Origin of the sequence: Kaistella antarctica (genome assembly GCF_900109615.1) — a bacterium.
In the GTDB taxonomy this organism is placed as follows: domain Bacteria; phylum Bacteroidota; class Bacteroidia; order Flavobacteriales; family Weeksellaceae; genus Kaistella; species Kaistella antarctica.
This window is the reverse complement of sequence record NZ_FOIX01000003.1, coordinates 130136-155865: the sequence shown is the minus strand read 5'-3', so window position 1 is coordinate 155865 and position 25730 is coordinate 130136. Positions and strand designations below refer to the sequence as shown.

Here is a 25730-nt window from a genome sequence, read left to right as displayed (position 1 = left end):
AAGAATAATGAGTAAAAAACTTTTACTTAAAGACGCCCATATACAAGGAATTCGCACCTACGAAGTTTACCGCAAACAAGGTGGTTACGACGCGGTGGAAAAAGCCTTCAAAATGACTCCTGACGAAATTACGGAAGAAGTGAAAACTTCTGGGCTAAGAGGTCGTGGTGGTGCTGGATTTCCGACTGGAATGAAATGGAGTTTCCTGGCAAAACCTGAAGGCGTGCCCAGATATTTAGTCGTAAATGCCGACGAATCTGAACCGGGAACTTTTAAAGACCGCTACTTGATGGAATTTATTCCTCACCTTTTAATTGAAGGAATGATCGTTTCCTCATTTGCTTTGGGTGCAAACACTGGTTATATTTATATTCGTGGCGAATATGCTTGGATTGTGGCGATTTTAGAGGAAGCCATAGACGAAGCGAAAGCTGCCGGATTTTTAGGGAAAAACATTTTAGGAACTGGTTTCGATTTAGAAATTTACGTTCATCGTGGCGCCGGCGCCTATATTTGTGGTGAAGAAACTGCCCTTCTAGAATCTCTGGAAGGTAAAAGAGGAAACCCTCGTTTGAAACCACCCTTCCCTGCTGTGAAAGGTCTTTGGGAATGTCCGACTGTTGTAAACAACGTAGAAACCATTGCTGCTGTTGTCCCAATTATCAATATCACTGGTGCTGAATATGCGAAGATTGGCGTTGGTCGTTCAACAGGTACTAAATTAATTTCGGCTTGTGGAAACATCAACAAACCTGGCGTTTACGAAATAGACATGACCATTACGGTTGAAGAATTTATTTATTCTGATGAATACTGTGGCGGAATTCCGAATGGTAAAAAACTGAAAGCCTGTATTCCAGGTGGTAGTTCTGTACCGATTGTTCCTGCAAATTTATTGTTGAGAACCATTAATGGTGAACCTCGAATCATGAATTACGAATCCCTTTCTGATGGTGGTTTTGCTACCGGAACGATGATGGGATCGGGTGGATTTATCGTTTTAGATGAAGATCAATCCGTTGTGAAACATACCATGACCTTGGCCCATTTCTACGCACACGAAAGTTGCGGACAGTGTACTCCTTGTCGTGAAGGAACGCCTTGGTTGTATAAGATTTTGAAAAAAATTCATAGTGGTGAAGGAACTTTAAATGATATTGATTTGTTGTGGGACGTTCAGAGAAAGATTGAAGGAAATACGATTTGTCCACTAGGTGACGCGGCTGCTTGGCCCGTTGCTGCAGCGATTCGTCATTTCCGTGATGAGTTCGAATGGTACATTGACAATCCAGAAAGCCAAACAAGAAATTATGGTTTAGCAAATTACGCTGATCCAATTCCGGTGGCTGTAAAAGCAGAGTAAGAAAGAAGTTTTATTTAGAAGATATAAGGAGTAATATGCTCTTTTGGACATGAAGAAAGTAGTATTTTTAGTAGCATTAGTTTTAGGATTTAGTTTTGGCTTTGGTCAAGATGTAAAACTTAAAAAAGAGCCTTTAACGAAAAAAGGGCAAATGCTTATTTTTTGGGGATGGAATCGAGCGGCCTTCAGCAATTCAGATATTCATTTTAAAGGAGATGGTTATGATTTCATTTTGCATAAAGTAGTTGCGCACGATCGCCCTTCTGACTTTTCTTATTATAACTATTTTAAGTTAGATCGAGTAACCATACCGCAAACCAATCAGCGATTTGCTTATTTTATTAAAGATAATCTAGCAATTGTTGCCGGTGTTGATCATATGAAATATGTAATGGATCAGGATCAAACGGTAAAGTTCTCAGGAAAAATTTCAGATCCTGCTTACGCGACGATGATACAGAACGGACAAGTTAATTTGGCAGATGAAAAATTCTTACTTTTTGAGCACACCGATGGATTAAATTACATCAGTTTTGGTTTAGAAAAATATAAGAACATTTATAATAAAAAAAACTTTGATATTGTTTGGAGTTACGGTGGCGGTTTAGGGCCCATGTTTCCCAAAAGCAATGTCCAGTTATTTGGTAATGAAAGAAGCGACCGCTTCCATGTTGCAGGGTTTGGTTTAGACGGTAGAACGAGTTTGAACTTTGTTTTCTGGAAACATGTTGTAGCGAGAGTAGAAGCAAAAGGCGGGTACATCAATATGTTTGACATTAAAACCACTGTAAATAACAAACCCGATAAAGCAGAACAAGATTTCGTTTTCGGACAAGTTACTTTTGGAATTGGATATACCTTTAATACAAAAAAATAATAAATTCATTTTTGAATTCATCTATAATGAGCGAAGAAATTAAAAAATTCAAAATAACCATCGACGGACAGACGACTGAAGTTGTGCCGGGAACTTCTATTTTGGAAGCAGCCAGACAAATCGGTGGTAAATCAGTTCCGCCGGCAATGTGTTATTACAAACCGTTGGAAAATAGTGGCGGTAGATGCAGAACTTGTTTGGTAGAAGTATCTAAAGGTTCTGATGCTGATACGCGACCAATGCCAAAATTAGCAGCAAGTTGCAGAACAGCCGTGATGGACGGAATGGAAGTTAAAAATTTGACTTCTGAAAAAACGCAAGAAGCAAGACATGCCGTAACCGAATTTTTATTAATCAATCACCCTCTGGACTGCCCTATTTGTGATCAAGCTGGAGAATGTCATTTGCAAGATTTAAGTTACGAGCACGGTTTAGAAAAGACAAGAACAGAATTCGAAAGAAGAACGTTTGAGCCTGAAGATATTGGTCCTAATATTAAATTGAATATGAACCGGTGCATCCTTTGTGCAAGGTGTGTTCTCGTGGCAAATCAGTTGACAGAAGGTAGAGAACATGGAATTTTATTCCGTGGCGAACATGCTGAAATCTCGACTAATTTAAATAAAGCCTTAGAAAGTGATTTCATCGGAAACGTTATTGATGTTTGTCCAGTTGGAGCTTTAACAGATAGAACGGCAAGATTTGCGAGCAGAGTTTGGTTTACAAAGCCAATGAACGGAACTTGCGAATGTACCAAATGTGCAGGAAAAGCCGTAGTTTGGATGAAAGGTGAAGAAGTTATTAGAGTAACTGCCAGAAAAAATCAGTACGACGAAGTTCAGGATTGGATCTGCGACGACTGTAGATTTCATAAAAAAGATTTAAAGTTATGGACGATTGAAGGACCACGTCATATCGATCGCCATTCAGTGATTTCCTTGAATCACTACCAAAAACCTAAAAACATGATTAGTCTTTTGGATAATCCAGATGCAAAAGAACTGAGCGATAAAGACGAGAATTAATTATGGAGTTACTTACTTTTAAGATTATATTAGTCGTTGTACTTTTCACCGTATCATTAGGTATTGCCGCCTATTCGACGTGGGGTGAAAGAAAAGTAGCAGCGATTCTTCAGGATAGAATTGGTCCGAACAGAGCTGGTCCTTTTGGGATTTTGCAACCGTTAGCAGATGGCGGTAAACTCTTTTTCAAAGAGGGATTCGTGCCACAAGGTGCTGACCGTTTTCTGTTTTATGTCGGTCCTGCCCTAACCATGTTTATTTCCTTAATCACAGGAGCCGTTATTCCTTGGGGAAAATCATTAAACATCGGTGGAAATTCTTTTGATGTTCAAGTTGCCAATATTGATGTTGGTGTTTTGTACTTAATAGGAATGGTTTCTATTGGCGTGTACGGAATGATGATCGGCGGTTGGGCTTCTAATAATAAGTATTCATTGATTGGAGCCATCCGTGCTTCATCGCAAATGATTTCTTACGAATTGGCAATGGGGCTTTCGCTTCTTTCTATTATTTTAATGTCAGGAAGTTTAGATTTACATTTCATTACGAGTTCTCAGGGAACTGGGAAACTCTGGGGTTTCATTCCAGCAGACGGAATGAACTGGAATATTTTCTATCAACCCTTAGCTTTCATTATCTTTTTCATCGCTGCCATGGCCGAAACCAACCGTCACCCTTTTGATTTACCAGAATGTGAATCGGAATTGGTTAACGGTTATATGACCGAATATTCTTCAATGAATTACGGACAATATATGTTTGGTGAGTATGTGAATATGTTTATCTCTAATGCCTTAATTGTAACTTTATTTTTCGGTGGATTTAATTATCCCGGGATTAGCTGGGTTGCTGAAAACTGGGGAGAAAACATTGCCGGCACCTTAAGTATCGTTGCGATGTTAGGGAAAACCGTTTTAGGAATTTTAATCTTCATGTGGATCCGTTGGACCATCCCAAGATTTAGATATGATCAATTAATGCATTTGGGTTGGAAAACCTTGATTCCATTAGCTTTAGTGAACTTAGTAATTACGGCCGCCGTAATTGTTTTCTTCGCAAATTAATTAAAAAAGAAGTTTTAATGCAATACTGAAAAGTGGCGCTAAAACCCATCAATATGAAACTGACAAACAGATCAAAAGTAGTCTCGAACAAAGAGATGACTTTTATGGAAAAATTATACCTCCCGGAAATCTTTAAGGGAATGGCGATTACTTTAAAACATGCGATAGCGGGCCCAAAAGGAAAAGTTTATTCTTATCCTGAAGTCAAAAAGCCGATCGCAAAAGTTTGGCGCGGGCAACACGTTTTGAAGCGTGATGAAGAAGGCAGAGAAAGATGTACTTCTTGTGGCTTATGCGCCGTGGCTTGTCCTGCAGAAGCAATTACCATGATTTCGGCCGAAAGAACCAAAGATGAAAAACATCTTTACCGAGAAGAAAAATATGCCGAGGTTTATGAGATCAACATGCTCCGTTGTATTTTCTGTGGAATGTGCGAAGAAGCTTGCCCGAAATCAGCGATTTACATGACTGACCGTTTGGTGGATGTAGAAACCAACCGTGGAAGTTTTATTTACGGCAAAGATAAATTGGTTGAAAAAATCAATGAGAGAATTGACATTACCGCTCGTCAAAGTGAATTGCAAAAAAAATCAGTGAAATAATATGGAACAAATTATCTTCTTCTTCGTTTCATTTTTGGCGCTGGTCAGTGCGTTCTATTTTGTCTTTGCACGAAACGCGATGTACGCTATTTTATCACTGATCGTGACGTTCTTTTCAATCGCAGCTCTTTATATTTTGTTGAATGCGCAGTTCCTTGGGATTGTTCAAATCATCGTATATGCTGGAGCCATCATGGTTTTATTCCTTTACATCTTAATGATGTTGAATTTGAATAAAGAAGATGAAAGCAAAAAGAAAAACCTTTCGAAATTTATCGGCGTATTTACGTCTGGATTATTATTGGTCGGAATTTTAGGCGCTTTTAAAGGTTTGAATCAAAAAACATTTGCCGGCGATGTAGATACTTCAGTTGGGTTGACGAAAAACCTCGGGAGATTATTGTTTAACGAATATGTTTTGCCGTTTGAGTTGGCTTCCATCCTTATTCTTGCGGGAATTGTTGGAGCAGTTTTAATTGGTAAAAAAGATTTATAGAATTATGGGAGAAGTAAATTCATTTATACAAGTAGTTCCGCTGGAATATTTTATTATTCTAAGTTCTGTATTGTTTTGCCTTGGTGTTTTAGGCGTGTTGATTCGCAAAAATGCCATCATCATTTTAGGTTGTGTAGAACTGATGCTGAATTCTGTAAACCTTTTGCTCGCTGCGTTCTCTTCTTATAAAGGAGATGGAAACGGGCAGATCCTGGTTTTCTTTATCATGGTTGTGGCAGCGGCAGAAGTTGCAGTTGGTTTAGCAATTATTGCCATGTTGTACAGAAATACCAAATCGGTAGACATTAGTATTTTTAATAAATTAAGAGGATAATATAGGATGGAAAATTTAGTTTACGCGATTATACTTTTGCCACTTGCAGGATTTCTGTTCAACGGATTATTTGGAAAAAAACTTCCGAAAATGTTGGTCGGAACTGTTGCCACGGCGGTGGTATTTGCCTCATTTATTATTGCTTTGAGTTTATTCTTCAAATTTGAGGCAGATTCGCAACCCTTAATTGTACGAGCTTTCGAATGGTTTAGGATTAGTGGAATTCAAGTGAATTTTGGGTTTCAAATCGATCAGCTTTCCTTAATGATGGTGATGATTATCACTGGAATTGGTTCTTTAATCCACCTCTACTCTATTGGCTACATGGCCACTGACGAAGGTTTTCATAAATTCTTTTCTTACCTGAACCTCTTCATTTTTATGATGTTGCTGCTGGTCATGGGAAGCAATTATTTAATTCTTTTCATCGGTTGGGAAGGTGTTGGACTTTGTTCTTACTTACTGATTGGATTCTGGTACAAAAACAAAGAATACGGTGCAGCAGCTAGAAAAGCTTTCATCATGAACCGTATTGGTGACTTGGGAATGATCATCGGAATTCTGATGATTGCAGCTCAAACCAACGCCATCGATTATCTTTCCGTTGCTCAAATTTCAGGAAAATTCGAATTAGATTCAACAATAATTATTTTTATCACTGCCAGTTTATTTATTGGAGCAGTTGGTAAATCTGCCCAGATTCCACTATTCACTTGGCTTCCTGATGCGATGGCTGGACCAACTCCGGTTTCAGCATTGATCCACGCGGCTACAATGGTAACTGCTGGAATTTACCTGATTGTTCGTTCGAACTTTCTGTTCTCGCTGGCGCCAACGACTATGGACGCGATTCTGTTCATCGGATTATTAACCGCTTTGGTTGCTGCGTTTATCGGTCTTCGACAAAATGACATTAAAAAAGTTTTAGCCTATTCTACCGTTTCGCAATTAGGATTTATGTTTGTTGCAGTCGGTATTGGAGCCTATACGGTGGCCATGTTCCACCTGTTAACTCACGCCTTTTTCAAAGCTTTATTATTCTTAGGTTCAGGTTCTGTAATTCACGCCATGAGTGGCGAACAGGATATGAGATTCATGGGTGGTTTAAAGAAAAAAATTCCAATTACGCATATTACATTCTTTATCGGAACATTGGCGATTTCAGGATTTCCCTTCTTTTCCGGAATGATTTCTAAAGATGAAATATTAGCGAATGCTTTTGGTAAAAGTCCTTATGTCTGGGTAATTCTTTTCATAATTGCAGCCATGACAGCTATTTATATGTTCAGAGCCTATTACTTAACCTTCCATGGTGAGTTTAGAGGAACTGATGAACAAAAAAGTCACCTGCATGAAAGTCCTTTAAGCATGACGATTCCGTTAATGGTTCTTGCTGGATTATCAATTATCGGAGGTTTCATTAACCTTCCGCATTTTATTGGTCAAGGCAATTATGCAAAATTGGCAGATTGGCTCCAAATCATTTACGTTTATGATGTTGAATTGGCTGAAGTGCCTTTCATGACCGAGATGATTCTTTTAGGATTAACTGTTTTAATGTTTTTCGTAGTTTGGTTCGTTGTTAAAAACATCTACGTCGATAAGAAAAAAATGGCTTCTCCAGATGAAAATTATACCGGTTGGGAAAAACTGTCTAACAGAAAATTATATATCGACGAATTGAACAACGCAACTTTTGTGAAGTTTATCGAAGGTTTGGGAGTTGGTGGAAACATGTTCGACAAAGGCGTTCTGAAAAGATTTGTGGATTACATTGGTACCGGTGCAGAAGATTCTGGAAGAGCTGCCAAGAAGCTGCAGAATGGAAATGTAGAGAATTACGTTCTCATCATGTCTTTGGCCATCGGAATTATCTTATTTGTTAACTTTATATTACAATAGTAAATGTCATACCTATTATTAACATTGCTGCTATTACCTCTCGTAGGTTCAGTCTTGGTGTTCGCGTGGAAAAATCCCGCCAGTAAATATCTCGCATTAGGAATTGCATTTGCACAAATGTTCTTGACCTTTTACATGCTTTCGAATTTCGACTATAAACCTACCGTTGATGGTGTTTTACAATACGAAATCAATTATCCTTGGTCCAGTTATATTAAGAGCAACCTTCATTTCGGGATTGATGGAATGAGTATGTTGATGTTATTATTAACCAACATTTTATCACCGCTTATTATTCTGTCTGCGTTTAATGAAAAACCAGGTTATAGAAATACCTTCTACGGTTTAATATTATTAATGCAGTTTGGTTTAGTCGGAGTTTTCACTTCTTTAGATGGATTATTATTCTATATCTTTTGGGAAGTAACCTTAATTCCAATCTGGTTAATCGCCGGAATTTGGGGTCAGGAAAACAAAAAAATTCAATTTACGACGAGGTTCTTTGTGTACACCTTTGTAGGTTCCCTATTTATGTTGATTGGTTTAATCTACGTTTACAATCACTCCGCTTCATTTGCGTTGACTGATTTGTATAATGCCGATTTAACTTCAGGTGCGCAGACGGTGATTTTCTGGTTTATCTTCTTTGCCTTTGCCGTGAAGTTACCGATTTTCCCTTTCCATTCTTGGCAAGCTGATACGTACACCTATTCACCAACACAAGGCTCTATGCTACTTTCGGGGATTATGTTGAAGATGGCAGTGTACGGTTTACTCAGATGGTTACTACCGATTACGCCAGAACCCATTTTAGGAATTTCCGGACAGATTGTTTTGGTCCTCGCAATTATCGGCGTGGTTCATGGTGCTTTAATAGCCATTATTCAAAATGACTCCAAACGACTGATTGCTTATTCTTCTTTATCTCACGTTGGATTAATGACCGCCGGAATTATGGCTTCAGCAATCCTGACGATGAAAGGAACTTTAATGATTCAAGGTGGTGAAGGAGCTTTAGTGCAAGCTTTCGCTCACGGGATTAACGTTGTTGGTTTATTTTACTGTGCTGATATTCTTTATAAAAGATTTAAAACCAGAGACATTCGTCAAATGGGAGGTTTGGCCAGAGTTGCTCCGAAATTTGCAGTTTTATTCATGATTATCTTATTAGGATCAATCGCAATGCCTTTGACTAATGGCTTTGTAGGAGAGTTTATTTTAATAAAATCAATTTTCGATTACAGTATTCCTGCAGCCGTAATTGGTGGGACAACTATGATTTTCTCGTCCGTTTATCTTTTCAGATTCTACGGTAAAGCCATGTTTGGCGAAGGTGATGACGAAGTTTTAGCAACAGCAGGTGATGTAACCGGCGTTGAGTTTACCGTTTTGGCGAGTTTGGTTGTTTTTGTAATCCTCTTGGGAATCTTCCCGCAACCGATTATCGACATGGTGAACAGTTCATTGAAGTTTATTTTTACTTCAATGATGAATTAAGAAAAATTAATAATTAAGAAATAAAGAGATCGAGACCAAGGGTGAAAATCTGAAATCTCAAATCTATCAATCTCAAATCTAAACTAAATGAGCGTTTTAATAATTATATTCCTTACCGCAGTTGCCGCATTGTTTGCAGGTGTTTTTGAACAAGGAAAATTCTCCAGATACATTGGGATCTTGGGACTGATGATTGCTTTTTACGTTAGTTTCTTACCGGAGCTTTCGTTCTTCAACCAATTTCAGCACATGTATGAGTTTGGAGCAAATGCAGCTTTGTTTACTAAAATTGCCATCGTAACCACCATCCTTATTTTCTTTATCGCTGGGTTTGCCTTTAGCAATCACCGAAATCACCAGTCAGAATTGTACGCCTTAATGCTGTTCTCTTTGTGTGGAGGTGTTATTTTATTTGGTTTCCAAAACTTAGTAACTTTATTTTTAGGAATTGAAATCCTATCTATTCCGCTTTACGTTTTAGCAGGAAGTAACAAAACAGACCTACGTTCCAACGAAGCTTCAATCAAGTATTTCCTAATGGGAGCTTTCGCCACAGGATTCCTTCTATTCGGAGTTGCCCTAATTTACGGAAGCAGTGGAAGTTTTGATTTATACACGATTCATGAATTTGCGATAAACAATCCAAAAAACTTGATGTTCAACTTAGGAGCAATCTTAATGTTGGTAGCTTTAGCTTTTAAAGTTTCTCTGGCGCCTTTCCACATGTGGAGTCCAGATGTTTACCAAGGTTCGCCTTCACTGATCACCGCATTTATGATGTCAGTGGTGAAAATTTCTGCCTTCTTCGCTTTCTTTAAATTGATGACGATTGGATTTATCGGTATTAATGGAGAATGGATTAATATCATAGGCGTTTTAATCATCATCACTTTATTTTTGGCAAACGTTATGGGATTGGCACAAAGCAACGCCAAGCGAATGTTGGCCTACTCTTCCGTTTCTCACGTTGGTTATTTAACATTGATTTTTTACGGAATGAATAGCCTTTCAAGTTATAACTTGGCTTTCTATTTATTTGCTTATTCACTAGCGACCGTTGGTGTCATGATGTGTTTAATCTGGGTAGAAAAATTGAAAAGAGAAACTTCTTACAATGCCTTCAAAGGCTTGGCGCATACCGAACCAATTTTGGCCGTAGTTGCAACGGTCTCCTTATTATCAATGGCCGGGATTCCACTAACAGCAGGATTCATGGGGAAATTTGCCATCTTCGCTCAAGCCATCGACAAATCTCCATTCTTGGTTTTGGTCGCGGTTTTAGGCTCCGCAATTTCAATTGCTTACTATCTTCGTTTGATCATGGTGATGTTCTTTCCGAAAGAAAGCAGTTTCAAAACTTCAGAAAAAGTTTCGATGACTTACAATATAGTAGCGGTTTTCATCATCTTCGCGCTAGTTGCGATGGGTGTTTTCCCAGATTTGTTTGCAAAGCAATTCGGTTTATAACATAACTATAAATAATATCAAAACGCAATTCTTAGGAGTTGCGTTTTTCTTTGTTAAAGGAATAGGATCATATTAATATCAGCAATACAATAGCATTTTTCTTAAGTATATTATTCTAATTTGAATAAAAAATTGGTTTTATAATTTTTACCTAAATTTGTTTTCAACCAAATAAATTATTAATTATGAAAACAAAAATTACTTTTTACAAAAACCGAAATCATTTTACAAAAACCATTTCGGAGCGGATGTTAACCAAAAGAATCTTCTCCGTACTATTAGGAATAATAATGATGTTTGGCTTCAGCATTAAGACCAAGGCACAATCAACATTAGTCGTTCCAAACAGCAATGAAGGCAGCGCATTCATCGGACCTTTTGGAAATGCTGCACGACAATTACAATTTATCATCGACGATTCTTTGTTAACTTCCCTGCTTGGGAAAAACCTGACATCTATTTCATTTCGCTTGCCTGCCAGTACTGCCGACGCATGGCCAGCAACAGCTTTGACTATGGCTGCATTTGATATTTATTTAAGTAACAGTGTCGAACCAGCTAATCGGCAACTTGATTTTGCTGCCAATGTTGTGGGTACCCAAACAAAAGTAAGATCGGGAAGTTTGCCTATTGCTGCAGGTGCTTTAACAGTCGGATCTAATCCGAACGACTTCAGCTTTAAAATTACATTCAGCAGTGCTTGGCAATATAACGGTGGAAATCTATTGATTGAAGTACGGCACAGCGGAACTGGTATATCTTCGAGAAGTGTTCACGCTGTTTCTACAAGTTCAGCAGGTTATGGCACGTTGTATTCTGCGCTTTGGCAATCTACGGGAAACGTTAACCAAGGGAACTTTATCTATGTGGAAATTACGGCAGACGGTCAATTGGGTGCAAGTTCAGTGAAAGTTGGAGCCAGTCCAGTTATTTACCCTAATCCTGTAAAAGATACGATGTATGTAAAATCTGACAAAGAATATACGTCTTATTCAATCTATAATATGACTGGACAAATGATTGCTTCAGAAAAAGCTTCCGGAAAGTCACCGATGAACGTGGCACGTCTTCCAGTTGGTCAATATTTATTAAAGTTGACTGATAAGAGTGGAAATACAGAAGTTACTCAGTTCATCAAAAAATAGCTTTTCTACTTTTCTATAAGATGCCACCTGATCTAAGATTTTGGTGGTATTTTTCTTATTTAAAAATACGCAGCAAACAATATTTAATCATTTGATTAATTCATTTGTTTAAATCAAAATTTTAATTCTATCTTTGTTAAAGAATTATTAATGATGACCACAACAGAACTTTCCACGGAAGACAAAATCTTACTTGCTGCCTCCAAGGTTTTTACTGAAAAAGGATTCTCGGGCGCGCGAACCCGTGACATAGCAGAAGAGGCTGGAATTAACTTGGCGCTTCTGAATTACTATTTTCGAACCAAAGAAAAATTATTTGAACAAGTGATGAAAGTAAAAATCGTTTTGCTCTTCGGACAAATTATTCCCATCGTGACGAATGAAAAAACTTCCTTGGATGAAAAGATAGATTTAGCAAGTGCAAAATATTTTGATATTCTAACCAAAAATCCGAACCTTCCTATTTTCGTCTTAAGTGAAATTCAGAAGAAAACTTCTGACGTAAAATCAATTCTTCCTTTTGAAAAAGTTTTGAATAATTCTTATTTGATGCAGCAGATTAAAGAAAGAAAATCAGAGGTGAATCCTTTTCATTTCCTACTAAATTTCCTGAGTATGACTGTTTTCCCTTTTTTAGGAAAACCAATTCTACAATCTTTCGACTTAATGAATGACGCTGAATTTCAACAATTCGTGGAAGAACGAAAAACGATGGTTCCGATGTGGATCAAGATGATGTTGAATTCCTAGCGAACCTCGCTGAGTTTAACGCCCTTGCGTTCGTAATTAGTTTAATAATAATTAAAGAAGATTGCGCTCCTTGCGCTTAAAAAATTAAAATGAAAATTTTAAAACTCATATTCCTCCTACTTTTCTTCTCTAGCAATGCCCAAACATTGACTTTAGAAGAATGTTACGATTTGGCCAAACAAAATTATCCGCTCATTAAAAGACACGATTTAATTGCGAAAACCAAAGAATACAACATTCAAAATGCAGCAAAAGGTTGGCTTCCACAAATCCAAATCGTGGGACAGGCAACTTATCAAAACGATGTCATTCAGTTTCCTATTCAACTGCCCAATATGAACATCGAACCTTTAAGCAAGGATCAGTATAAAGTCTATGCTGACGTTCAGCAAAACATTTACGACGGTGGAATGATTGCCAATCAAAAGAAAATGGCAAATATTAGTTCTGAAATAGAATTACAAAAAACAGAAGTCGAAACCGATCAATTAGAAATGAGAATCAACCAGATCTATTTTGGAATTCTTCAAACCGATGAGCAACTTCAACAAACAGAACTAACCAAATCTGACTTATCAAGCGGACTAAAAAAAGCCGAAGCGCAATTAGAAAACGGCGTCATTTTCAGAAGTAATGTTGATGTGTTGAAAGCACAAATCATTAATCTCGACCAGAAACAATTGGAACTTCAATCCACGAAAAAAAGTTTCTTGCAGATGCTTTCTCTTTTCATTAATAAAAATATTGAGGAAAATACCACTCTCGAAAAACCAGATAAAATTCTGATTCAAGATGAAAGTAAACGCGCAGAACTAAAACTATTTGATTTACAAAAACAAGGTTTAGAACAGCAGAAGGCAAATATCAATTCCAAAAACCTTCCAAAACTCGGAGCATTTTTTCAAGGTGGTTACGGGAAGCCGGGATTCAATATGTTGAAAAATGAATTCGATTTATTCTACATCGGTGGCGTTCGTTTAAACATTCCCATCTCTGGATTTTACACCAAGAAAAATGATTTGGCTTTGGTTGGACTTCAACAACAGGAAATCGAGGTACAGAAAGAAAACTTTCTTTTCAATCAGCAGTTTCAAACCATTCAAAACAACAACGACCTCGATAAAATCCAGCAGTTGATTAATAAGGACAATGAACTCATCGAATTACGTGAAAGCATTAAAAACGCTTCGTTAGCACAACTGGAAAACGGCGTTATTACAAGCAATGATTATTTACGTGAAGTGAATGAACTTGACCGCGCCAAAAATCAAAAAATAACCCACGAGATCCAATATCTGTTAACCCAGTATAATCTCAAAGCACAACTTAATCAGTAGTTGGTAGTTGAAAGTTGAAAGTTGAAGGTTGAAGGTTGAAAATTAAATAAAGAACTCTTTTAAAAAAAATACGATGAAAAAATATATTTTATTTGCAGCCCTATTTTCTCTCGCTGCCTGCAATAATTCCGATAATAACTACGATGCTTCCGGCACTTTCGAAGCGGATGAATTGATGGTTACTGCCAAAGCGAATGGAACGATTCTACAACTCAATGTAGAAGAAGGTCAGCAATTAACACTCAATGAAAAAGTCGGAGAAATCGATCCAAAGAATGTGGAACTGCAAAAAGAACAAATCATCGCCAGCATTGATGCCATTGAGCAAAAAACCAATTCTGCCCTTCCGCAAATTCAGGTTTTACAATCCCAGATTTCTGGACAATCTGCCAATGTTTCTATTTTACAGGAACAACTTCAAAATGCCGTAAGAGAAAGAAACAGGACGGCAAATTTGGTGGCTAAAGATGCCGCCACAAAAAAACAACTCGATGATGCCAACGGACAAATAAAAGTGCTTCAGAAACAGATTGCTGCCTCCCAAAGTCAGTTAAATATTTTGCAACAGCAGATTTCCACCACCAAAGAAAATGTCTCCATTCAAAACCGCGCCATCTTGAGCGAAAGAAAACCAACTCAGAAAAAGGTGGAACAAATCGATGGACAGTTGAAAAACAATACGATTGAAAGTCCAATCTCTGGAATGGTTTTAACCAAATATTTGAACCAAGGCGAGTTTGCGACGGTTGGGAAACCAATTTTCAAAATGGCTGCTTTGGATATCATGACTTTAAAAACATTTATCACTGGAGATCAGTTGCCCCAAATAAAAGTGGGTCAAAAAGTAACAATCCTAATAGACGCAGGCGAAGGAAAAACCAAAGAACTTCCTGGCGAAGTTTATTGGATAAGTTCAAAAGCCGAGTTTACCCCAAAAACCATCCAAACCAAAAATGAAAGAGCCAATTTAGTGTACGCCGTAAAAATCCACGTAAAAAACGATGGCTATTTAAAAATAGGAATGTACGGCGACGTGAAATTTTAATATTTAAACCACAAAAGTCACAAAAGATAAATGCTTTAATAGATATAACAATAACTTTTTAAAGCCCACAAAATATTTTCGAAGTTATCTTTTTAAAACTTTAAGCGTAATAAGTTCCAACTATAAAAAAAACTTTTGTGACTTTTGTGGTAAAAAAAAATTTCAGTTAAAACAGAACCAAAATGAAATCAATTATCGTCAACAATCTCACCAAGACTTACGGTAAAGCAAAAGAAAAAGTCCTCGCGGTAGACGACGTGAGTTTCGACGTCAACCCTGGCGAAATATTCGGATTGATTGGTCCCGACGGATCCGGAAAGACTTCCATTTTCAGAATGTTGACCACGGTTCTTCTACCCAATTCTGGCTCTGCTTCAATTGAAGGTTTTGATATGATCAAAGATTATAAAGAAATCCGGAAAATTTTGGGATACATGCCTGGACGATTCTCACTCTATCAGGATTTAACGATTGAAGAAAATTTGGAGTTTTTCGCCAGCGTTTTTAATACCACCATTGCAGAGAATTATGATTTAATCAAAGATATTTATATTCAAATCGAACCTCTTAAAGATCGCAGAGCCGGAAAATTATCGGGTGGAATGAAACAGAAACTGGCTTTATGTTGCGCTTTAATTCATAAACCGAAAGTCTTATTTCTGGACGAACCAACTACAGGTGTAGATCCCGTTTCAAGAAAAGAATTCTGGGAAATGCTACAACGTTTAAAAAAGCAAGGCATAACGATTGTCGTAGCCACACCTTACATGGATGAAGCTGCTTTGTGCGATCGAATCGCCTTAATTCAAAATGGTAAAATACTTTCGATAGAAACTCCAGCTACTATAAGCAATTCCTATCCTGATTTACTTTTTGAAGTGAAGGCAGGACGAACAGCCAATGTATTGCGCGCTTTGGAAAAGTTTGACCAAAAGAAAAATGTTTACGCCTACGGAGAATTCGTGCATTTAAGTTTGGAGAAAAATGAAAATTTCAACACAACAACCGTCATTGAATATTTAAAAAAAGAAGGATTTGAAAATATAGAAATCAATCCTATAAAGGCCAGTATCGAAGATAGTTTCATCCGTTTATTATCCAACCATTAAAATGACTTCCAACCATCCAAATATTGCCATAAATGCAGAAAACATCACTAAAACTTTTGGGGATTTCACTGCGGTGGATCACATCAGCTTCGAGGTCAAAAAAGGAGAAATATTTGGTTTTCTTGGTGCTAATGGTGCTGGAAAAACTACGGCGATGAGAATGTTAAGCGGACTTTCTATTCCCAGTTCTGGCACAGCTACGGTTGCAGGTTTTGACGTTTATAAAGAAACGGAGAAGATTAAAAAGAGTATCGGTTATATGAGTCAGAAATTTTCTTTGTACGGTAATTTGACCGTTAAAGAAAACCTCAACTTCTTCGGTGGAATTTATGGAATCCCACGAAAAGATTTAAAAATAAAAAGGGACGAACTTATCAAAGAACTGGGTTTAGATAATGAAAAAAACAAACTTGTTTCCCAATTGCCTTTGGGCTGGAAACAGAAACTCGCTTTCTCTGTTGCAATTTTTCATGAGCCGCAAATCGTATTTTTAGATGAACCAACGGGCGGCGTTGATCCTGTTACCAGAAGGCAGTTCTGGAATATGATTTATGATGCGTCCGATCGCGGTATTACCATTTTCGTAACCACGCATTATATGGATGAAGCCGAATACTGCGACCGGGTTTCAATCATGGTAGACGGAAAAATCGCTTCTTTAGATACACCTGCGAATTTGAAACAACAATTCAATGCAAAAAGCATGGACGATGTTTTTTATGAATTAGCACGCGGAGCGAAAAGATCTGATTAGTTGAGAGTTAATAGTGGAAAGTTGAAAGTGAAAACCAAAATGATTAAAAGTAGAAATTATGGAAAATAATACGGTAGCAGAGAAATCGATAGTTTTTTCAATTCGGCTGATTAAAATTTATAAAATATTGACGCAAGAAAGGAAAGAATATATCTTATCAAAACAACTATTAAGAAGTGGAACTGCGATTGGTGCAATGATTAGAGAAGCAGAACACGGACAATCAAAAGCAGATTTTCTAAACAAAATGAATATTGCATTAAAAGAAGCCAATGAAACTGATTACTGGTTGCTCCTACTCTACAAAGGCGAATACCTTAATGAAAAAGAATATAATTCAATAACAGAAGACTGTACAGAAATTTTAAAAATGCTCATAAAAATAGTAAAAACGACAAAAGAAAATTTAGGCCGGCATTAATTGTCAACCTTCAACTTTCAATTGTCAACTAAATAAATGAAACAGTTAATCACTTTTGTAAAAAAAGAATTCTGGCACGTGCTGCGTGACAAGAGAACTTTGCTGGTCCTTTTCGGAATGCCGATTGTGCAGGTTTTGCTCTTTGGTTTTGCTTTAAGTACGGAAGTGAAAGACACCAAAATTGGCGTCATCGATCAGGATAAATCCCAAGCCTCCATCGAACTGATTTCAAAAATCGCCGCTAATCAATACTTTGATATCGACCAAGATTTGAAATCCATCAATGAAGCAGAAGATGCTTTTAAAGGTGGAAAAACAAAAATGATATTGGTCATTCCAGCGAAGTTTTCTCAAAATATGAGTAGTGGTAAAAAAGCCCAACTCCAACTCATCACCGACGGAACCGACCTTAATATGGCAAACCAAGTTTATAGTTTCATGTCGAATATTATTATGGATTTTTATGGACAACAAGCGATTCAATCGAATTCCGGCGTCCAGCCAGAGATCCGAATGCTCTACAATCCGCAACTCAAAGGCGCACCCAATTTTGTTCCTGGTGTGATGGCTTTAATTCTTTTAATCATTTGCGTCTTGATGACCGCCATCGCAATTGTCCGCGAAAAAGAAATGGGCACCATGGAAGTCCTACTGGTATCACCAATGAAACCGTACATTATTATTTTAGCCAAGGCAATTCCCTACTTTATTTTATCGATTATTATTTTGATTTCGATTCTGATTTTAAGTGTGACCGTCCTCGATTTACCCATCAAAGGAAGCCTGCTTTTACTATTTTCGATCAGCATCATTTTCATCATCACCAATCTTTTACTGGGAATCGTAATATCAATCGTCACCGATAGCCAGCAAACCGCGATGTTGATTGCTTTAGTCGGAACCATGCTTCCCACAATTATGCTCAGTGGCTTTATGTTCCCGGTCGAAAATATGCCAATGCCTCTACAAATCATCGGCAACGTCATTCCCGCAAAATGGTATTATGAAATTGTCAAAAACATCATGATCAAAGGAACTGGCTGGGAGGTGGTCTGGAAACACGTGTTGGTTCTCATCGGAATGATGCTCGTGTTATTCTTTATATCGGTCAAAAGATTTAAAATAAGATTAGAGTAGATAAAAGATAATGGACCGCTTCGCTGATAGATAAAAGATGATAGGCAGTATTCGAAAATGTAGAAAAATGAGAATAATTTTTTGGGCAGACAATTCCGCCTGAGTTTACCCTGAGCTTGCCGAAGGGCTCCCGCTTTTTTTATTGTTGGCTTAGTTTCGACAGGCTCAGCCACCAATAAAAAAGAGCTCTCTCGTCCTTAAAGACGAGAGGCTGCAGGTCTGTTATAAATTGAAAAGTACGATCAACATACGAAAGGCACAAAAAGCCTTTGATAAGCGAAGCGCCTTTGCGCCCATAAAAAAAGAGTACAAAAAGTATAAAACCCTTTGCGGCCTTTGCGTTTAAATAGATTTAAAAAAAAATGTTTAGAACATTATTCATATTGATCAAAAAAGAATTCCTTCAAATATTCAGGAACAAATCGATATTGGCTATGATTTTCGTGATGCCAGTGATTCAATTGGTCATTCTTCCGCTAGCAGCAAACTATGAAATAAAAGACATTAAAATTGCCGTCGTTGATCACGATAAATCGACTGAATCCCGAGAATTGATTCGGAAAATTACCGCTTCAGGATATTTTAAAATCATGCATTATGGTGAGAATTACAATGATGCTTACCAAGAAGTGGAAAAAGATAAGATTGATTTAATTTTGGAAATCCCAAATAACTTCGAGAAAAATTTAGTTGTTGAAAACAAAGAAAAAGTTTTGATCGCCATCAACGCGATTAACGGAACAAAAGCTGGACTTTCCGCTAGTTATTTGGCTCAAATTCTGCAAAGTTATAATCAACAAGTGCAATTAGAAATGAATCCCGATCTGGAAAGTGCGCAACAAATTTCAGGCTTAGAAATCGTACCGAAATTTTTGTTCAATGAAACCTATAACTATCGACTTTCTTTGGTTCCAGGAATTTTAGCTTTTTTAGTCACTCTGATCGGCGGCTATTTAACCGCCTTAAATATCGTAGAAGAAAAAGAAATCGGTACCATCGAACAGATCAACGTTTCACCAATTAAAAAGCGAGATTTTATTTTAGGGAAACTAATACCGTTCTGGATTTTGTCCATGGTTGCTTTTTCCATAGGACTTTTGGTCACCATCTTCGTCTATAAAGTTCAAATGCAGGGCAGTTATCTGCTACTCTACGCGTTCATTTCTGTTTACCTTATCGCGATTTTAGGCATGGGACTTTTGGCCTCGGTTTACAGCGACACGCAACAGCAATCGATGTTCATGGTCTTTTTCTTTATGATGATTTTCATCTTAATGAGCGGATTATTTACCCCAACCGAAAGCATGACCGATTGGGCAAAATATATCGCCTATTTAAATCCTGTAACTTATGGCGTAGATGGCGTGCGCTTAATAATGTTGAAAAACAGCGGCTTCACGGATTTATTACCGCACTTCGGATTCATAACAGCTTTAGCTTTTATCGTGATTACTTGGTCTGTTTTACGTTATCAAAAGACGAGTTAGAGATTAGATTTTAAAAGCAAATTATTGTTTCTGCCTTCAGACCGAATTAAATAAAAGTATTCGTTTAAAAATAGTGAGACTGATCCAAATCATAAGAAATTGAATTTTATAAACCTTATATTTAAATACTTATAATTATGAAAAAAACAATACTTCTGGTCTTTCTCATCCTCTTTGGATTGGTGACGCTTTTTATGAGCAGTTCAGTGCTTTTTGATTGGTTCGGAATTCGAGCAAAAGAAGGAAATTATGTTCCGCTGGTTGTCTGGGCAAACTGGATTTGTGGAATTCTTTATTTAACAACTGCATTTGCAATTTTAGCCAATAAGTCTTGGGTGAAAATACCGCTTGTAGTTTCTTTAATCGTTCTCGTTCTCGCTTACATGAATTTATTTACTCACATTACTACTGGAGGATTGTACGAAACAAAAACCATCGTAGCAATGGCTTTCCGAATCGGCGTAACCTCCCTATTTTTATATATAACAACAAAAATTTTTAAAAAATGAAAAAGATTATTTTATCAGCGCTATTGGGTTTAGCAATCGTAGTTTCTTGCGATAAAAAACAGGAATCAAAAACTGAACTTTCAAGTACGGAGCAAATCGCAGTGGAAGATAACGCGAAACATGATGAGGAAGAAAAATCTGATGACCATGATGAATCTGTGAAATTGCAGCTCAATGACGGCGCAAAATGGGCGATGAATGCAGAAATGAAACCGTTCATCAATGAAATGGAAAGTCAAGTGAAAGCTTATGATCCCGTCAACGGCGATTTTAAAATGCTGGGGAAAAACCTGAGCGACACCAATGACAATTTGATAAAAAGTTGCACTATCAAAGGAACGCCGCACGATGTTTTGCACGCCTGGCTAATGCCTCACATGCAGGAAATTGACAAATTGAAAAAGGCAGAAAACAGAGATGATGCGAATCATATCGTGGAAGAATTAAATGAATCAATGGAGAAATACCACAAGTATTTTAACTAAATAATTAATTCATAAATCTTAATAAACCTTCAGAAATCTGGAGGTTTATTCATTTTTCTTAGCTTCTTCCCAAAGTTCATCCATCTGCTCTAAACTTAAATCGGCTAAATTTAGATTTTTAGCGAAAGCCAGATTTTCCATTTTCTGAAATCTGTTGATAAATTTATTATTGGTTCGTTCTAAGGCTGTGTCGGGATTTATGCCAGAAATTCTGGCGTAATTAACAAGTGAGAAAAAGACATCACCTAATTCCTGTTCTTTTTTATCCAAATCAGTTTCGGCGTGAAATTCTGCCAGTTCTTCATCCACTTTTTTCCAGGCATCTTCAGCGTTGGCAAATTCAAACCCGATTCCTTTTACTTTATCTTGAATGCGATAGGCTTTTATTAAACTCGGCGTTCCTTTGGTCACTCCAGAAAGCACTGATTTGTTGCCTTCTTTCAATTTCAGTTTTTCCCAGTTTTGTTTTACTTCTTCTTCATCCTTAACCTCTACATCGCCATAAATATGCGGATGACGGAAAATCAATTTTTCATTTAATGAATTGATGACATCTGCAATATCAAAACTTCCCTTCTCAGACCCAATTTTCGCATAGAAAACCAGATGTAATAAAACATCGCCCAACTCTTTTTTAATCTCCGGCAAGTCTTCATTAAGCAAAGCATCCGAAAGTTCATACACTTCTTCCAAAGTCAAATGACGCAGTGTTTGTAAAGTCTGCTTTTGATCCCAGGGGCATTTCTGCCGTAAATCGTTCATGATATCGAGTAAGCGATTGAACGCGTCGAGTTGGTCTTGTCTGGAGTTCATAAGTGATAGATGATTGGTGATGGATGATGGATGATAGAACGTAACGCATTGCTAACAATGGCGGTAGGTCTTAAAACAAAAAACTTTGTCAAAGATTTAAACTTTGACAAAGTAAATTTAAAAAGAAAAAGGAAATTATCCCATTTTTCTATGCGTACTCTTCTGTGCTGATTTAGCAGCTGAAGTTGATGCTTTTGCTTTTGGAGTCGTTGTTTTATCAGCTTTCGTCGCCCCTTTTTTAGAATCGATCGAATCGGTAATTGAAGGTTCTTCCGCCGCTGATTCTTCTGATTTTACAAAACTTTCTGGAGTAATATAGCCTGCTTTGTGAAGGATGTTATACCATTGTGCTAATTTTTTGATGTCGGAAACATACACTCTTTCATTGTCATAATCTGGCAATGATTTGGTCATAAATTCTCTTAATTCTGCATCAGTCGATTTGTGAGAAATAGTTTCTTTGTAGTCAAAATCTTTAGCTACGTTTTCGAAAACTTCAAACAAAGGAACTTCTTTGTCAAACGTAAACATCGCGATATTATCAAGCAAACTTACTTGCGAGGAATTAGAAATACTTACTTTTTTCTTGGTTAATACATCTTCGATGATGAAACCATTTTTCAACTGCGAAATCAATTTGTAAAGTCCTGGTTTCCCGGAAATTGAGATTATCTTTTCTAACTGCATGTTTTTATTATTTGTTTGAATTTAATATTTATTTTATTCCAATCTTAAATTGGATTTATTTCGGAAAACGCATTTTGTAAGTCACCGAAACATCGCCCTGTGAAATCTTCATTAATTTTCCTTTGACTAATTTTTTCTTTAAAGAACTCAAATGATCCGTAAACAAAATCCCTTCGATATGATCGTATTCATGCTGAATTACACGCGCTCTCATATCAGAAAAAGTGTCGGTATGTTTAACGAAATTTTCGTCATAATATTCGATTACAATTGTTTCTTTTCTTTTTACATCTTCGCGAACATCGGGAATGGACAGACAACCTTCATTAAATTTCCATTCTTCACCCGATTCTTCTAACATTTTTGCGTTAATGAAAACCTTCTTGAAATCTTTCAGTTCATCGGCGATATCTTCATAATCTTCATCTTCTGCCAAGGGCGAAACGTCTACGATAAACAGACGAATATCCAAGCCGATTTGGGGAGCTGCCAAACCAATGCCATTTGCACTGTTCATGGTATCGAACATATTTTCCACCAAAGTTTTTAACTCGGGATAATCCTTGTTAATTTCATGGCAATGCTTTCTTAACATCGCATCTCCAAATGCTCTTATCGGTAATATCATCTTTGTATTTGCTCTAAATAATTTTGCAATATGATGGTTGCACTCACTTTATCAATCAATCCTTTTTCTTCGCGCTTCTTCTTACTCTTACCACTTTGGGAGATAAAGAAAGAAGCCATTTTCGAGGTAAATCGTTCATCAAAACGGGCGACCTCAACTGTTGGAAATTCAGTTTTAAACTTTTCTATAAATTTTAAAATATGAACTTCTACTTCATTTAAATTTCCTTTTAAATCGGTAGGAAGTCCGACTACAATCTGCTCCACTTTATTTAAACTGAAGTAATTTTTTAAAAATATAAAAATTTCTTTGGTGGGAACGGTTTCCAAACCACTTGCAATGATCTGCATATCATCGGTGACTGCAATTCCGCACCGCGCTCTTCCATAATCAATTGCTAATATTTGTGACATCGTGTGCAAATTTAATAAAATTTTGTTGAAATGATTTTGTGAAGGTTTACATTTTTTTTACAAGGTCTTATCAAAATAATTTATAATTTTAATGTTTTAAAAAACAGAGCGCATGAAAACTTTAATTCTCATCAGGCACGCAAAAAGCGATTGGCCAGAAAACACTGAAGATTTTGACAGACCTTTGGCGGAGAAAGGATTTCACGATGCTGAGAAAATGTCCCACTTTCTGAAAAACCAGAACATCGCCATTGATAAATTCTTTTCAAGTCCCGCTTTACGCGCTCTTACGACTTGTGAAATATTTAATAAAAAATATGAAATCGAGATCGAGACGATCGCAAAACTTTACAATGCATCGGATACTAATTTCGAAAATATCACCCTTGGCTTAGATGATAATTTAAATCATGTCGCTATGTTTTCTCATAATAATGGAATCTCCAATTTTGCCAATAGCATGTCGGAAGATATGTTTATGTTCCCAACTTGCGGCGTGGCCGGATTTCAAATTGAGTGTGAATCCTGGGCAGACTTTCACGACGCCAAGAAGAAATTAATTTATTTTCATGAACCGAAGAAGATTTAAACATATTTTAAAAACATAAAAAAAACCTCATCAAAATAATTTGGTGAGGTTTTTCATTTTCTAAAAAATTCGTTTATTTCGTTCTCTGTAAATCCAGATCTTCAAAATCAAAACTAAAATCAGTGATATCGGAAATTGGTTTCAATCTCATTCCTTCTGCTTTTCCGTTTTCATCTAAATTAAAATTTACAAAAGCATCGGCATCATAACTTCTATCATCCCATTTTGCAATCATTACGTTAGGAGAATATGGTAACAACTCTCCTTTTAATCTTGGCGAATTCTTACAGAAAATTCTGAAACTATTTCCTTCTTTTGAAACCATTACATCACCAAACCATGGATCAGTATAAGTTCCGGCGATCTGTTCACTTTTAATTTGGCTATTTTTATCTTTTTTAAAGGTGTCAGATTTTGCGAAAACTTCTTTCTTTCCTTTGGCATATTCCGCTTCTATTTTTGCCATTCTTTCGCCATACAATTTCAGCCAGTTTCGATCTGCAACTCCTAAATACGCATCTTTCACAGTATTAGTAATGGCACTGAAAGCTGCGCCACTTTGTTGATTGGTCAATACGACAATCCCTAATTTCAGGTCTGGAATTAAAGTAAATTGCGTTACCGTTCCAATCAAACCGCCAGTATGATAAACCTGTTTGTGACCTTTCACATCGGTTACAAACCAACCTAATCCATACCCGTTAAAATTGGTATCGTACGGATTTTTTAAAGCCACTGGCGTAGAAATCTGGAGATTCCACAATTGCTGAATCTGTTTATCGGTGACAAGTTTCTTTCCGTCTTTCGTGGTAAAACCATTTACTAAAAACTCTGCCCAAATGTTCATGTCTTTAATATTGCTCATAATTCCACCCGCTGCATTTCCGGTTTCATTCCAGTCATGAGGAACTTGAATCACCTTGCCATCAACTGGCGCGTGCGCATCGATAATGTTCGGAACATTGGCTGCTTTTGCTCTGTTGTAACTTCCGTAACTAGACGTCATACCAACTGGTTTCAAAATTCTTTGTTCAATAAATTCTGCCCACGAGAGTCCAGAAACTCTATGAATCACTTCACCTGCAACAATGAACATGATATTGTTATAATCCAAAGTACTTCTAAAAGAATTTTCGGGTTTTAAATATCGAACGTTGTGAATAATATCATTGACAGTCAGCGGCCCACCTTCCGGAAAAAACATTAAATCACCTTGTCCTAAACCAAGGCCAGCACGGTGCGTTATCAGATCTTTGATGGTTACTTCCTGAGAAACATAAGCATCATTCATTTGAAATTCGGGAATATATTTGGACACTTTATCATCAAATTTTAATTTTCCTTCATCGGCTAACATTGCCAAAGCAGTCGCTGTGAAACCTTTCGAATTAGAGGCAATCCCTACTAAAGTTTCATCGGTCATCTTTTGATTATTGGTAATTGATCTTACGCCAAACCCTTTGGAATAAACCACTTTCCCATCTTTTATAATTCCTACGGAAATTCCTGGAACGTCGAATGTTTTTAAAGTATTTTGGATAAGTTCGTCGAGTTTCTTTTCTTCAATCTGCGAGAATGCGAAGACTGATATCAGAATAAAAAGTAAGCTGAATTTTGTTTTCATTAGATTTTGATTTGCACGAAGATAGAAAATTCTGGAAATATTTCATAATCATTAAGTCGAATAGATTACCTTCTATTACATAATTACTACTCGCCTCCTAGCTCATTATTGTTGTCAGCATTTCTAAATATGTTATATTTGTTAACTTTTGTGGTTAAATTTAAATATAG

At 36.9% G+C, this 25730-nt stretch carries 27 protein-coding genes; 22 read left to right on the top strand and 5 right to left on the bottom strand.

From position 1 onward, the window contains the following. Positions 1-7 precede the first annotated feature (7 nt). The 21 genes from nuoF (at position 8) to BMX49_RS09170 (ending at position 20806) form a co-directional block, all read left to right on the top strand. A complete protein-coding gene (nuoF, locus tag BMX49_RS09270) occupies positions 8-1363 on the top strand; it encodes an NADH-quinone oxidoreductase subunit NuoF (protein WP_034720136.1) in 1356 nt (451 codons plus the stop codon). A gap of 49 nt (positions 1364-1412) precedes the next feature. Next, positions 1413-2240, top strand: coding sequence for a hypothetical protein (locus tag BMX49_RS09265; RefSeq protein ID WP_034720133.1), 828 nt, complete (start codon positions 1413-1415; stop codon positions 2238-2240). Positions 2241-2266: 26 nt separating this feature from the next. Further along, positions 2267-3265: an NADH-quinone oxidoreductase subunit G gene (locus tag BMX49_RS09260; RefSeq protein WP_034720132.1), complete on the top strand. Its 999-nt coding sequence runs from the start codon at positions 2267-2269 to the stop codon at positions 3263-3265. Between the two features lie 2 nt (positions 3266-3267). Continuing rightward, positions 3268-4329 (top strand): NADH-quinone oxidoreductase subunit NuoH, encoded by a 1062-nt coding sequence (nuoH, locus tag BMX49_RS09255; protein ID WP_034720130.1) that lies wholly within the window; start codon positions 3268-3270, stop codon positions 4327-4329. Between the two features lie 53 nt (positions 4330-4382). Continuing rightward, positions 4383-4931, top strand: a complete 549-nt coding sequence (locus tag BMX49_RS09250) for a NuoI/complex I 23 kDa subunit family protein (RefSeq protein WP_034721440.1) — start codon at positions 4383-4385, stop codon at positions 4929-4931. Position 4932: 1 nt separating this feature from the next. After that, entirely contained in the window at positions 4933-5427 is a 495-nt protein-coding gene (locus BMX49_RS09245; RefSeq protein ID WP_034720127.1) for an NADH-quinone oxidoreductase subunit J family protein, read from the top strand. A 4-nt stretch (positions 5428-5431) separates the two neighbouring features. Continuing rightward, the gene (gene nuoK / locus BMX49_RS09240; RefSeq protein WP_034720124.1) at positions 5432-5761 is read left to right on the top strand and encodes an NADH-quinone oxidoreductase subunit NuoK; all 330 of its coding nucleotides are present in this window, start codon (positions 5432-5434) and stop codon (positions 5759-5761) included. 6 nt (positions 5762-5767) lie between these two features. Then, positions 5768-7663, top strand: coding sequence for an NADH-quinone oxidoreductase subunit L (nuoL, locus tag BMX49_RS09235; protein ID WP_034720122.1), 1896 nt, complete (start codon positions 5768-5770; stop codon positions 7661-7663). Between the two features lie 3 nt (positions 7664-7666). Next, complete coding sequence (locus BMX49_RS09230; RefSeq protein ID WP_034720121.1) at positions 7667-9160, top strand: complex I subunit 4 family protein; 1494 nt, start codon at positions 7667-7669, stop codon at positions 9158-9160. Between the two features lie 87 nt (positions 9161-9247). After that, positions 9248-10627, top strand: coding sequence for an NADH-quinone oxidoreductase subunit N (locus BMX49_RS09225; RefSeq protein WP_034720120.1), 1380 nt, complete (start codon positions 9248-9250; stop codon positions 10625-10627). A 185-nt stretch (positions 10628-10812) separates the two neighbouring features. After that, positions 10813-11772, top strand: coding sequence for a T9SS type A sorting domain-containing protein (locus tag BMX49_RS09220; protein WP_034720117.1), 960 nt, complete (start codon positions 10813-10815; stop codon positions 11770-11772). Positions 11773-11922: 150 nt separating this feature from the next. Beyond that, positions 11923-12522 carry a TetR/AcrR family transcriptional regulator gene (locus BMX49_RS09215; RefSeq protein WP_034720116.1) on the top strand — a complete coding sequence of 200 codons (600 nt, stop codon included), beginning with the start codon at positions 11923-11925 and terminating at the stop codon, positions 12520-12522. 89 nt (positions 12523-12611) lie between these two features. Next, positions 12612-13859 (top strand): TolC family protein, encoded by a 1248-nt coding sequence (locus BMX49_RS09210; protein WP_034720114.1) that lies wholly within the window; start codon positions 12612-12614, stop codon positions 13857-13859. A gap of 73 nt (positions 13860-13932) precedes the next feature. After that, a complete protein-coding gene (locus BMX49_RS09205) occupies positions 13933-14904 on the top strand; it encodes an HlyD family secretion protein (protein WP_034720113.1) in 972 nt (323 codons plus the stop codon). A 182-nt stretch (positions 14905-15086) separates the two neighbouring features. Next, a complete protein-coding gene (locus BMX49_RS09200) occupies positions 15087-16013 on the top strand; it encodes an ABC transporter ATP-binding protein (RefSeq protein ID WP_034720110.1) in 927 nt (308 codons plus the stop codon). Between the two features lies 1 nt (position 16014). Continuing rightward, positions 16015-16767 carry an ABC transporter ATP-binding protein gene (locus tag BMX49_RS09195; RefSeq protein WP_051803802.1) on the top strand — a complete coding sequence of 251 codons (753 nt, stop codon included), beginning with the start codon at positions 16015-16017 and terminating at the stop codon, positions 16765-16767. A gap of 58 nt (positions 16768-16825) precedes the next feature. Further along, positions 16826-17188 carry a four helix bundle protein gene (locus BMX49_RS09190; RefSeq protein ID WP_034720108.1) on the top strand — a complete coding sequence of 121 codons (363 nt, stop codon included), beginning with the start codon at positions 16826-16828 and terminating at the stop codon, positions 17186-17188. Between the two features lie 36 nt (positions 17189-17224). Next, a complete protein-coding gene (locus BMX49_RS09185) occupies positions 17225-18325 on the top strand; it encodes an ABC transporter permease (RefSeq protein ID WP_034720106.1) in 1101 nt (366 codons plus the stop codon). 362 nt (positions 18326-18687) lie between these two features. Beyond that, complete coding sequence (locus BMX49_RS09180; RefSeq protein WP_034720104.1) at positions 18688-19812, top strand: ABC transporter permease; 1125 nt, start codon at positions 18688-18690, stop codon at positions 19810-19812. Positions 19813-19949: 137 nt separating this feature from the next. After that, positions 19950-20321 (top strand): hypothetical protein, encoded by a 372-nt coding sequence (locus tag BMX49_RS09175; RefSeq protein WP_034720102.1) that lies wholly within the window; start codon positions 19950-19952, stop codon positions 20319-20321. Then, positions 20318-20806, top strand: coding sequence for a hypothetical protein (locus tag BMX49_RS09170; protein ID WP_034720099.1), 489 nt, complete (start codon positions 20318-20320; stop codon positions 20804-20806). The genes BMX49_RS09175 and BMX49_RS09170 overlap by 4 nt, the downstream gene beginning before the upstream one ends. A 45-nt stretch (positions 20807-20851) precedes the next feature. On the opposite strand, the gene mazG is transcribed toward BMX49_RS09170, so the two are convergent. From mazG to ruvX, 4 genes are all read right to left on the bottom strand, one after another. Continuing rightward, on the bottom strand, positions 20852-21619 hold the full coding sequence (gene mazG / locus BMX49_RS09165; protein ID WP_034720096.1) for a nucleoside triphosphate pyrophosphohydrolase: 768 nt from the start codon (positions 21617-21619) through the stop codon (positions 20852-20854). A 135-nt stretch (positions 21620-21754) separates the two neighbouring features. Further along, entirely contained in the window at positions 21755-22306 is a 552-nt protein-coding gene (locus tag BMX49_RS09160; RefSeq protein ID WP_034720094.1) for a DUF5606 family protein, read from the bottom strand. Between the two features lie 55 nt (positions 22307-22361). After that, complete coding sequence (gene def, locus BMX49_RS09155) at positions 22362-22934, bottom strand: peptide deformylase (protein WP_034720092.1); 573 nt, start codon at positions 22932-22934, stop codon at positions 22362-22364. Further along, positions 22931-23347: a Holliday junction resolvase RuvX gene (gene ruvX, locus BMX49_RS09150; RefSeq protein ID WP_034720089.1), complete on the bottom strand. Its 417-nt coding sequence runs from the start codon at positions 23345-23347 to the stop codon at positions 22931-22933. The genes def and ruvX overlap by 4 nt, the downstream gene beginning before the upstream one ends. 112 nt (positions 23348-23459) lie before the next feature. On the opposite strand from ruvX, the gene BMX49_RS09145 reads away from it, so the two are divergent. Further along, on the top strand, positions 23460-23936 hold the full coding sequence (locus BMX49_RS09145; RefSeq protein WP_034720086.1) for a SixA phosphatase family protein: 477 nt from the start codon (positions 23460-23462) through the stop codon (positions 23934-23936). A 73-nt stretch (positions 23937-24009) separates the two neighbouring features. On the opposite strand, the gene BMX49_RS09140 is transcribed toward BMX49_RS09145, so the two are convergent. Further along, entirely contained in the window at positions 24010-25560 is a 1551-nt protein-coding gene (locus BMX49_RS09140) for a serine hydrolase (RefSeq protein ID WP_034720084.1), read from the bottom strand. Positions 25561-25730: the final 170 nt, after the last annotated feature.

What these genes read in the sequence shown, in the direction of transcription:
- BMX49_RS09170 (WP_034720099.1), top strand. Translation starts at nt 20,318, where the DNA reads ATGAAAAAGATTATTTTATCAGCGCTATTGGGTTTAGCAATCGTAGTT.
- BMX49_RS09230 (WP_034720121.1), top strand. Translation starts at nt 7,667, where the DNA reads ATGTCATACCTATTATTAACATTGCTGCTATTACCTCTCGTAGGTTCA.
- BMX49_RS09180 (WP_034720104.1), top strand. Translation starts at nt 18,688, where the DNA reads ATGTTTAGAACATTATTCATATTGATCAAAAAAGAATTCCTTCAAATA.
- BMX49_RS09250 (WP_034721440.1), top strand. Translation starts at nt 4,383, where the DNA reads ATGAAACTGACAAACAGATCAAAAGTAGTCTCGAACAAAGAGATGACT.
- def (WP_034720092.1), bottom strand. Translation starts at nt 22,934, where the DNA reads ATGATATTACCGATAAGAGCATTTGGAGATGCGATGTTAAGAAAGCAT.
- BMX49_RS09175 (WP_034720102.1), top strand. Translation starts at nt 19,950, where the DNA reads ATGAAAAAAACAATACTTCTGGTCTTTCTCATCCTCTTTGGATTGGTG.
- BMX49_RS09140 (WP_034720084.1), bottom strand. Translation starts at nt 25,560, where the DNA reads ATGAAAACAAAATTCAGCTTACTTTTTATTCTGATATCAGTCTTCGCA.
- ruvX (WP_034720089.1), bottom strand. Translation starts at nt 23,347, where the DNA reads ATGTCACAAATATTAGCAATTGATTATGGAAGAGCGCGGTGCGGAATT.
- BMX49_RS09225 (WP_034720120.1), top strand. Translation starts at nt 9,248, where the DNA reads ATGAGCGTTTTAATAATTATATTCCTTACCGCAGTTGCCGCATTGTTT.
- BMX49_RS09205 (WP_034720113.1), top strand. Translation starts at nt 13,933, where the DNA reads ATGAAAAAATATATTTTATTTGCAGCCCTATTTTCTCTCGCTGCCTGC.
- BMX49_RS09195 (WP_051803802.1), top strand. Translation starts at nt 16,015, where the DNA reads ATGACTTCCAACCATCCAAATATTGCCATAAATGCAGAAAACATCACT.
- nuoL (WP_034720122.1), top strand. Translation starts at nt 5,768, where the DNA reads ATGGAAAATTTAGTTTACGCGATTATACTTTTGCCACTTGCAGGATTT.
- nuoF (WP_034720136.1), top strand. Translation starts at nt 8, where the DNA reads ATGAGTAAAAAACTTTTACTTAAAGACGCCCATATACAAGGAATTCGC.
- BMX49_RS09185 (WP_034720106.1), top strand. Translation starts at nt 17,225, where the DNA reads ATGAAACAGTTAATCACTTTTGTAAAAAAAGAATTCTGGCACGTGCTG.
- BMX49_RS09215 (WP_034720116.1), top strand. Translation starts at nt 11,923, where the DNA reads ATGATGACCACAACAGAACTTTCCACGGAAGACAAAATCTTACTTGCT.
- BMX49_RS09265 (WP_034720133.1), top strand. Translation starts at nt 1,413, where the DNA reads ATGAAGAAAGTAGTATTTTTAGTAGCATTAGTTTTAGGATTTAGTTTT.
- BMX49_RS09220 (WP_034720117.1), top strand. Translation starts at nt 10,813, where the DNA reads ATGAAAACAAAAATTACTTTTTACAAAAACCGAAATCATTTTACAAAA.
- BMX49_RS09260 (WP_034720132.1), top strand. Translation starts at nt 2,267, where the DNA reads ATGAGCGAAGAAATTAAAAAATTCAAAATAACCATCGACGGACAGACG.
- BMX49_RS09190 (WP_034720108.1), top strand. Translation starts at nt 16,826, where the DNA reads ATGGAAAATAATACGGTAGCAGAGAAATCGATAGTTTTTTCAATTCGG.
- BMX49_RS09160 (WP_034720094.1), bottom strand. Translation starts at nt 22,306, where the DNA reads ATGCAGTTAGAAAAGATAATCTCAATTTCCGGGAAACCAGGACTTTAC.
- nuoH (WP_034720130.1), top strand. Translation starts at nt 3,268, where the DNA reads ATGGAGTTACTTACTTTTAAGATTATATTAGTCGTTGTACTTTTCACC.
- BMX49_RS09245 (WP_034720127.1), top strand. Translation starts at nt 4,933, where the DNA reads ATGGAACAAATTATCTTCTTCTTCGTTTCATTTTTGGCGCTGGTCAGT.
- BMX49_RS09210 (WP_034720114.1), top strand. Translation starts at nt 12,612, where the DNA reads ATGAAAATTTTAAAACTCATATTCCTCCTACTTTTCTTCTCTAGCAAT.
- BMX49_RS09145 (WP_034720086.1), top strand. Translation starts at nt 23,460, where the DNA reads ATGAAAACTTTAATTCTCATCAGGCACGCAAAAAGCGATTGGCCAGAA.
- mazG (WP_034720096.1), bottom strand. Translation starts at nt 21,619, where the DNA reads ATGAACTCCAGACAAGACCAACTCGACGCGTTCAATCGCTTACTCGAT.
- nuoK (WP_034720124.1), top strand. Translation starts at nt 5,432, where the DNA reads ATGGGAGAAGTAAATTCATTTATACAAGTAGTTCCGCTGGAATATTTT.
- BMX49_RS09200 (WP_034720110.1), top strand. Translation starts at nt 15,087, where the DNA reads ATGAAATCAATTATCGTCAACAATCTCACCAAGACTTACGGTAAAGCA.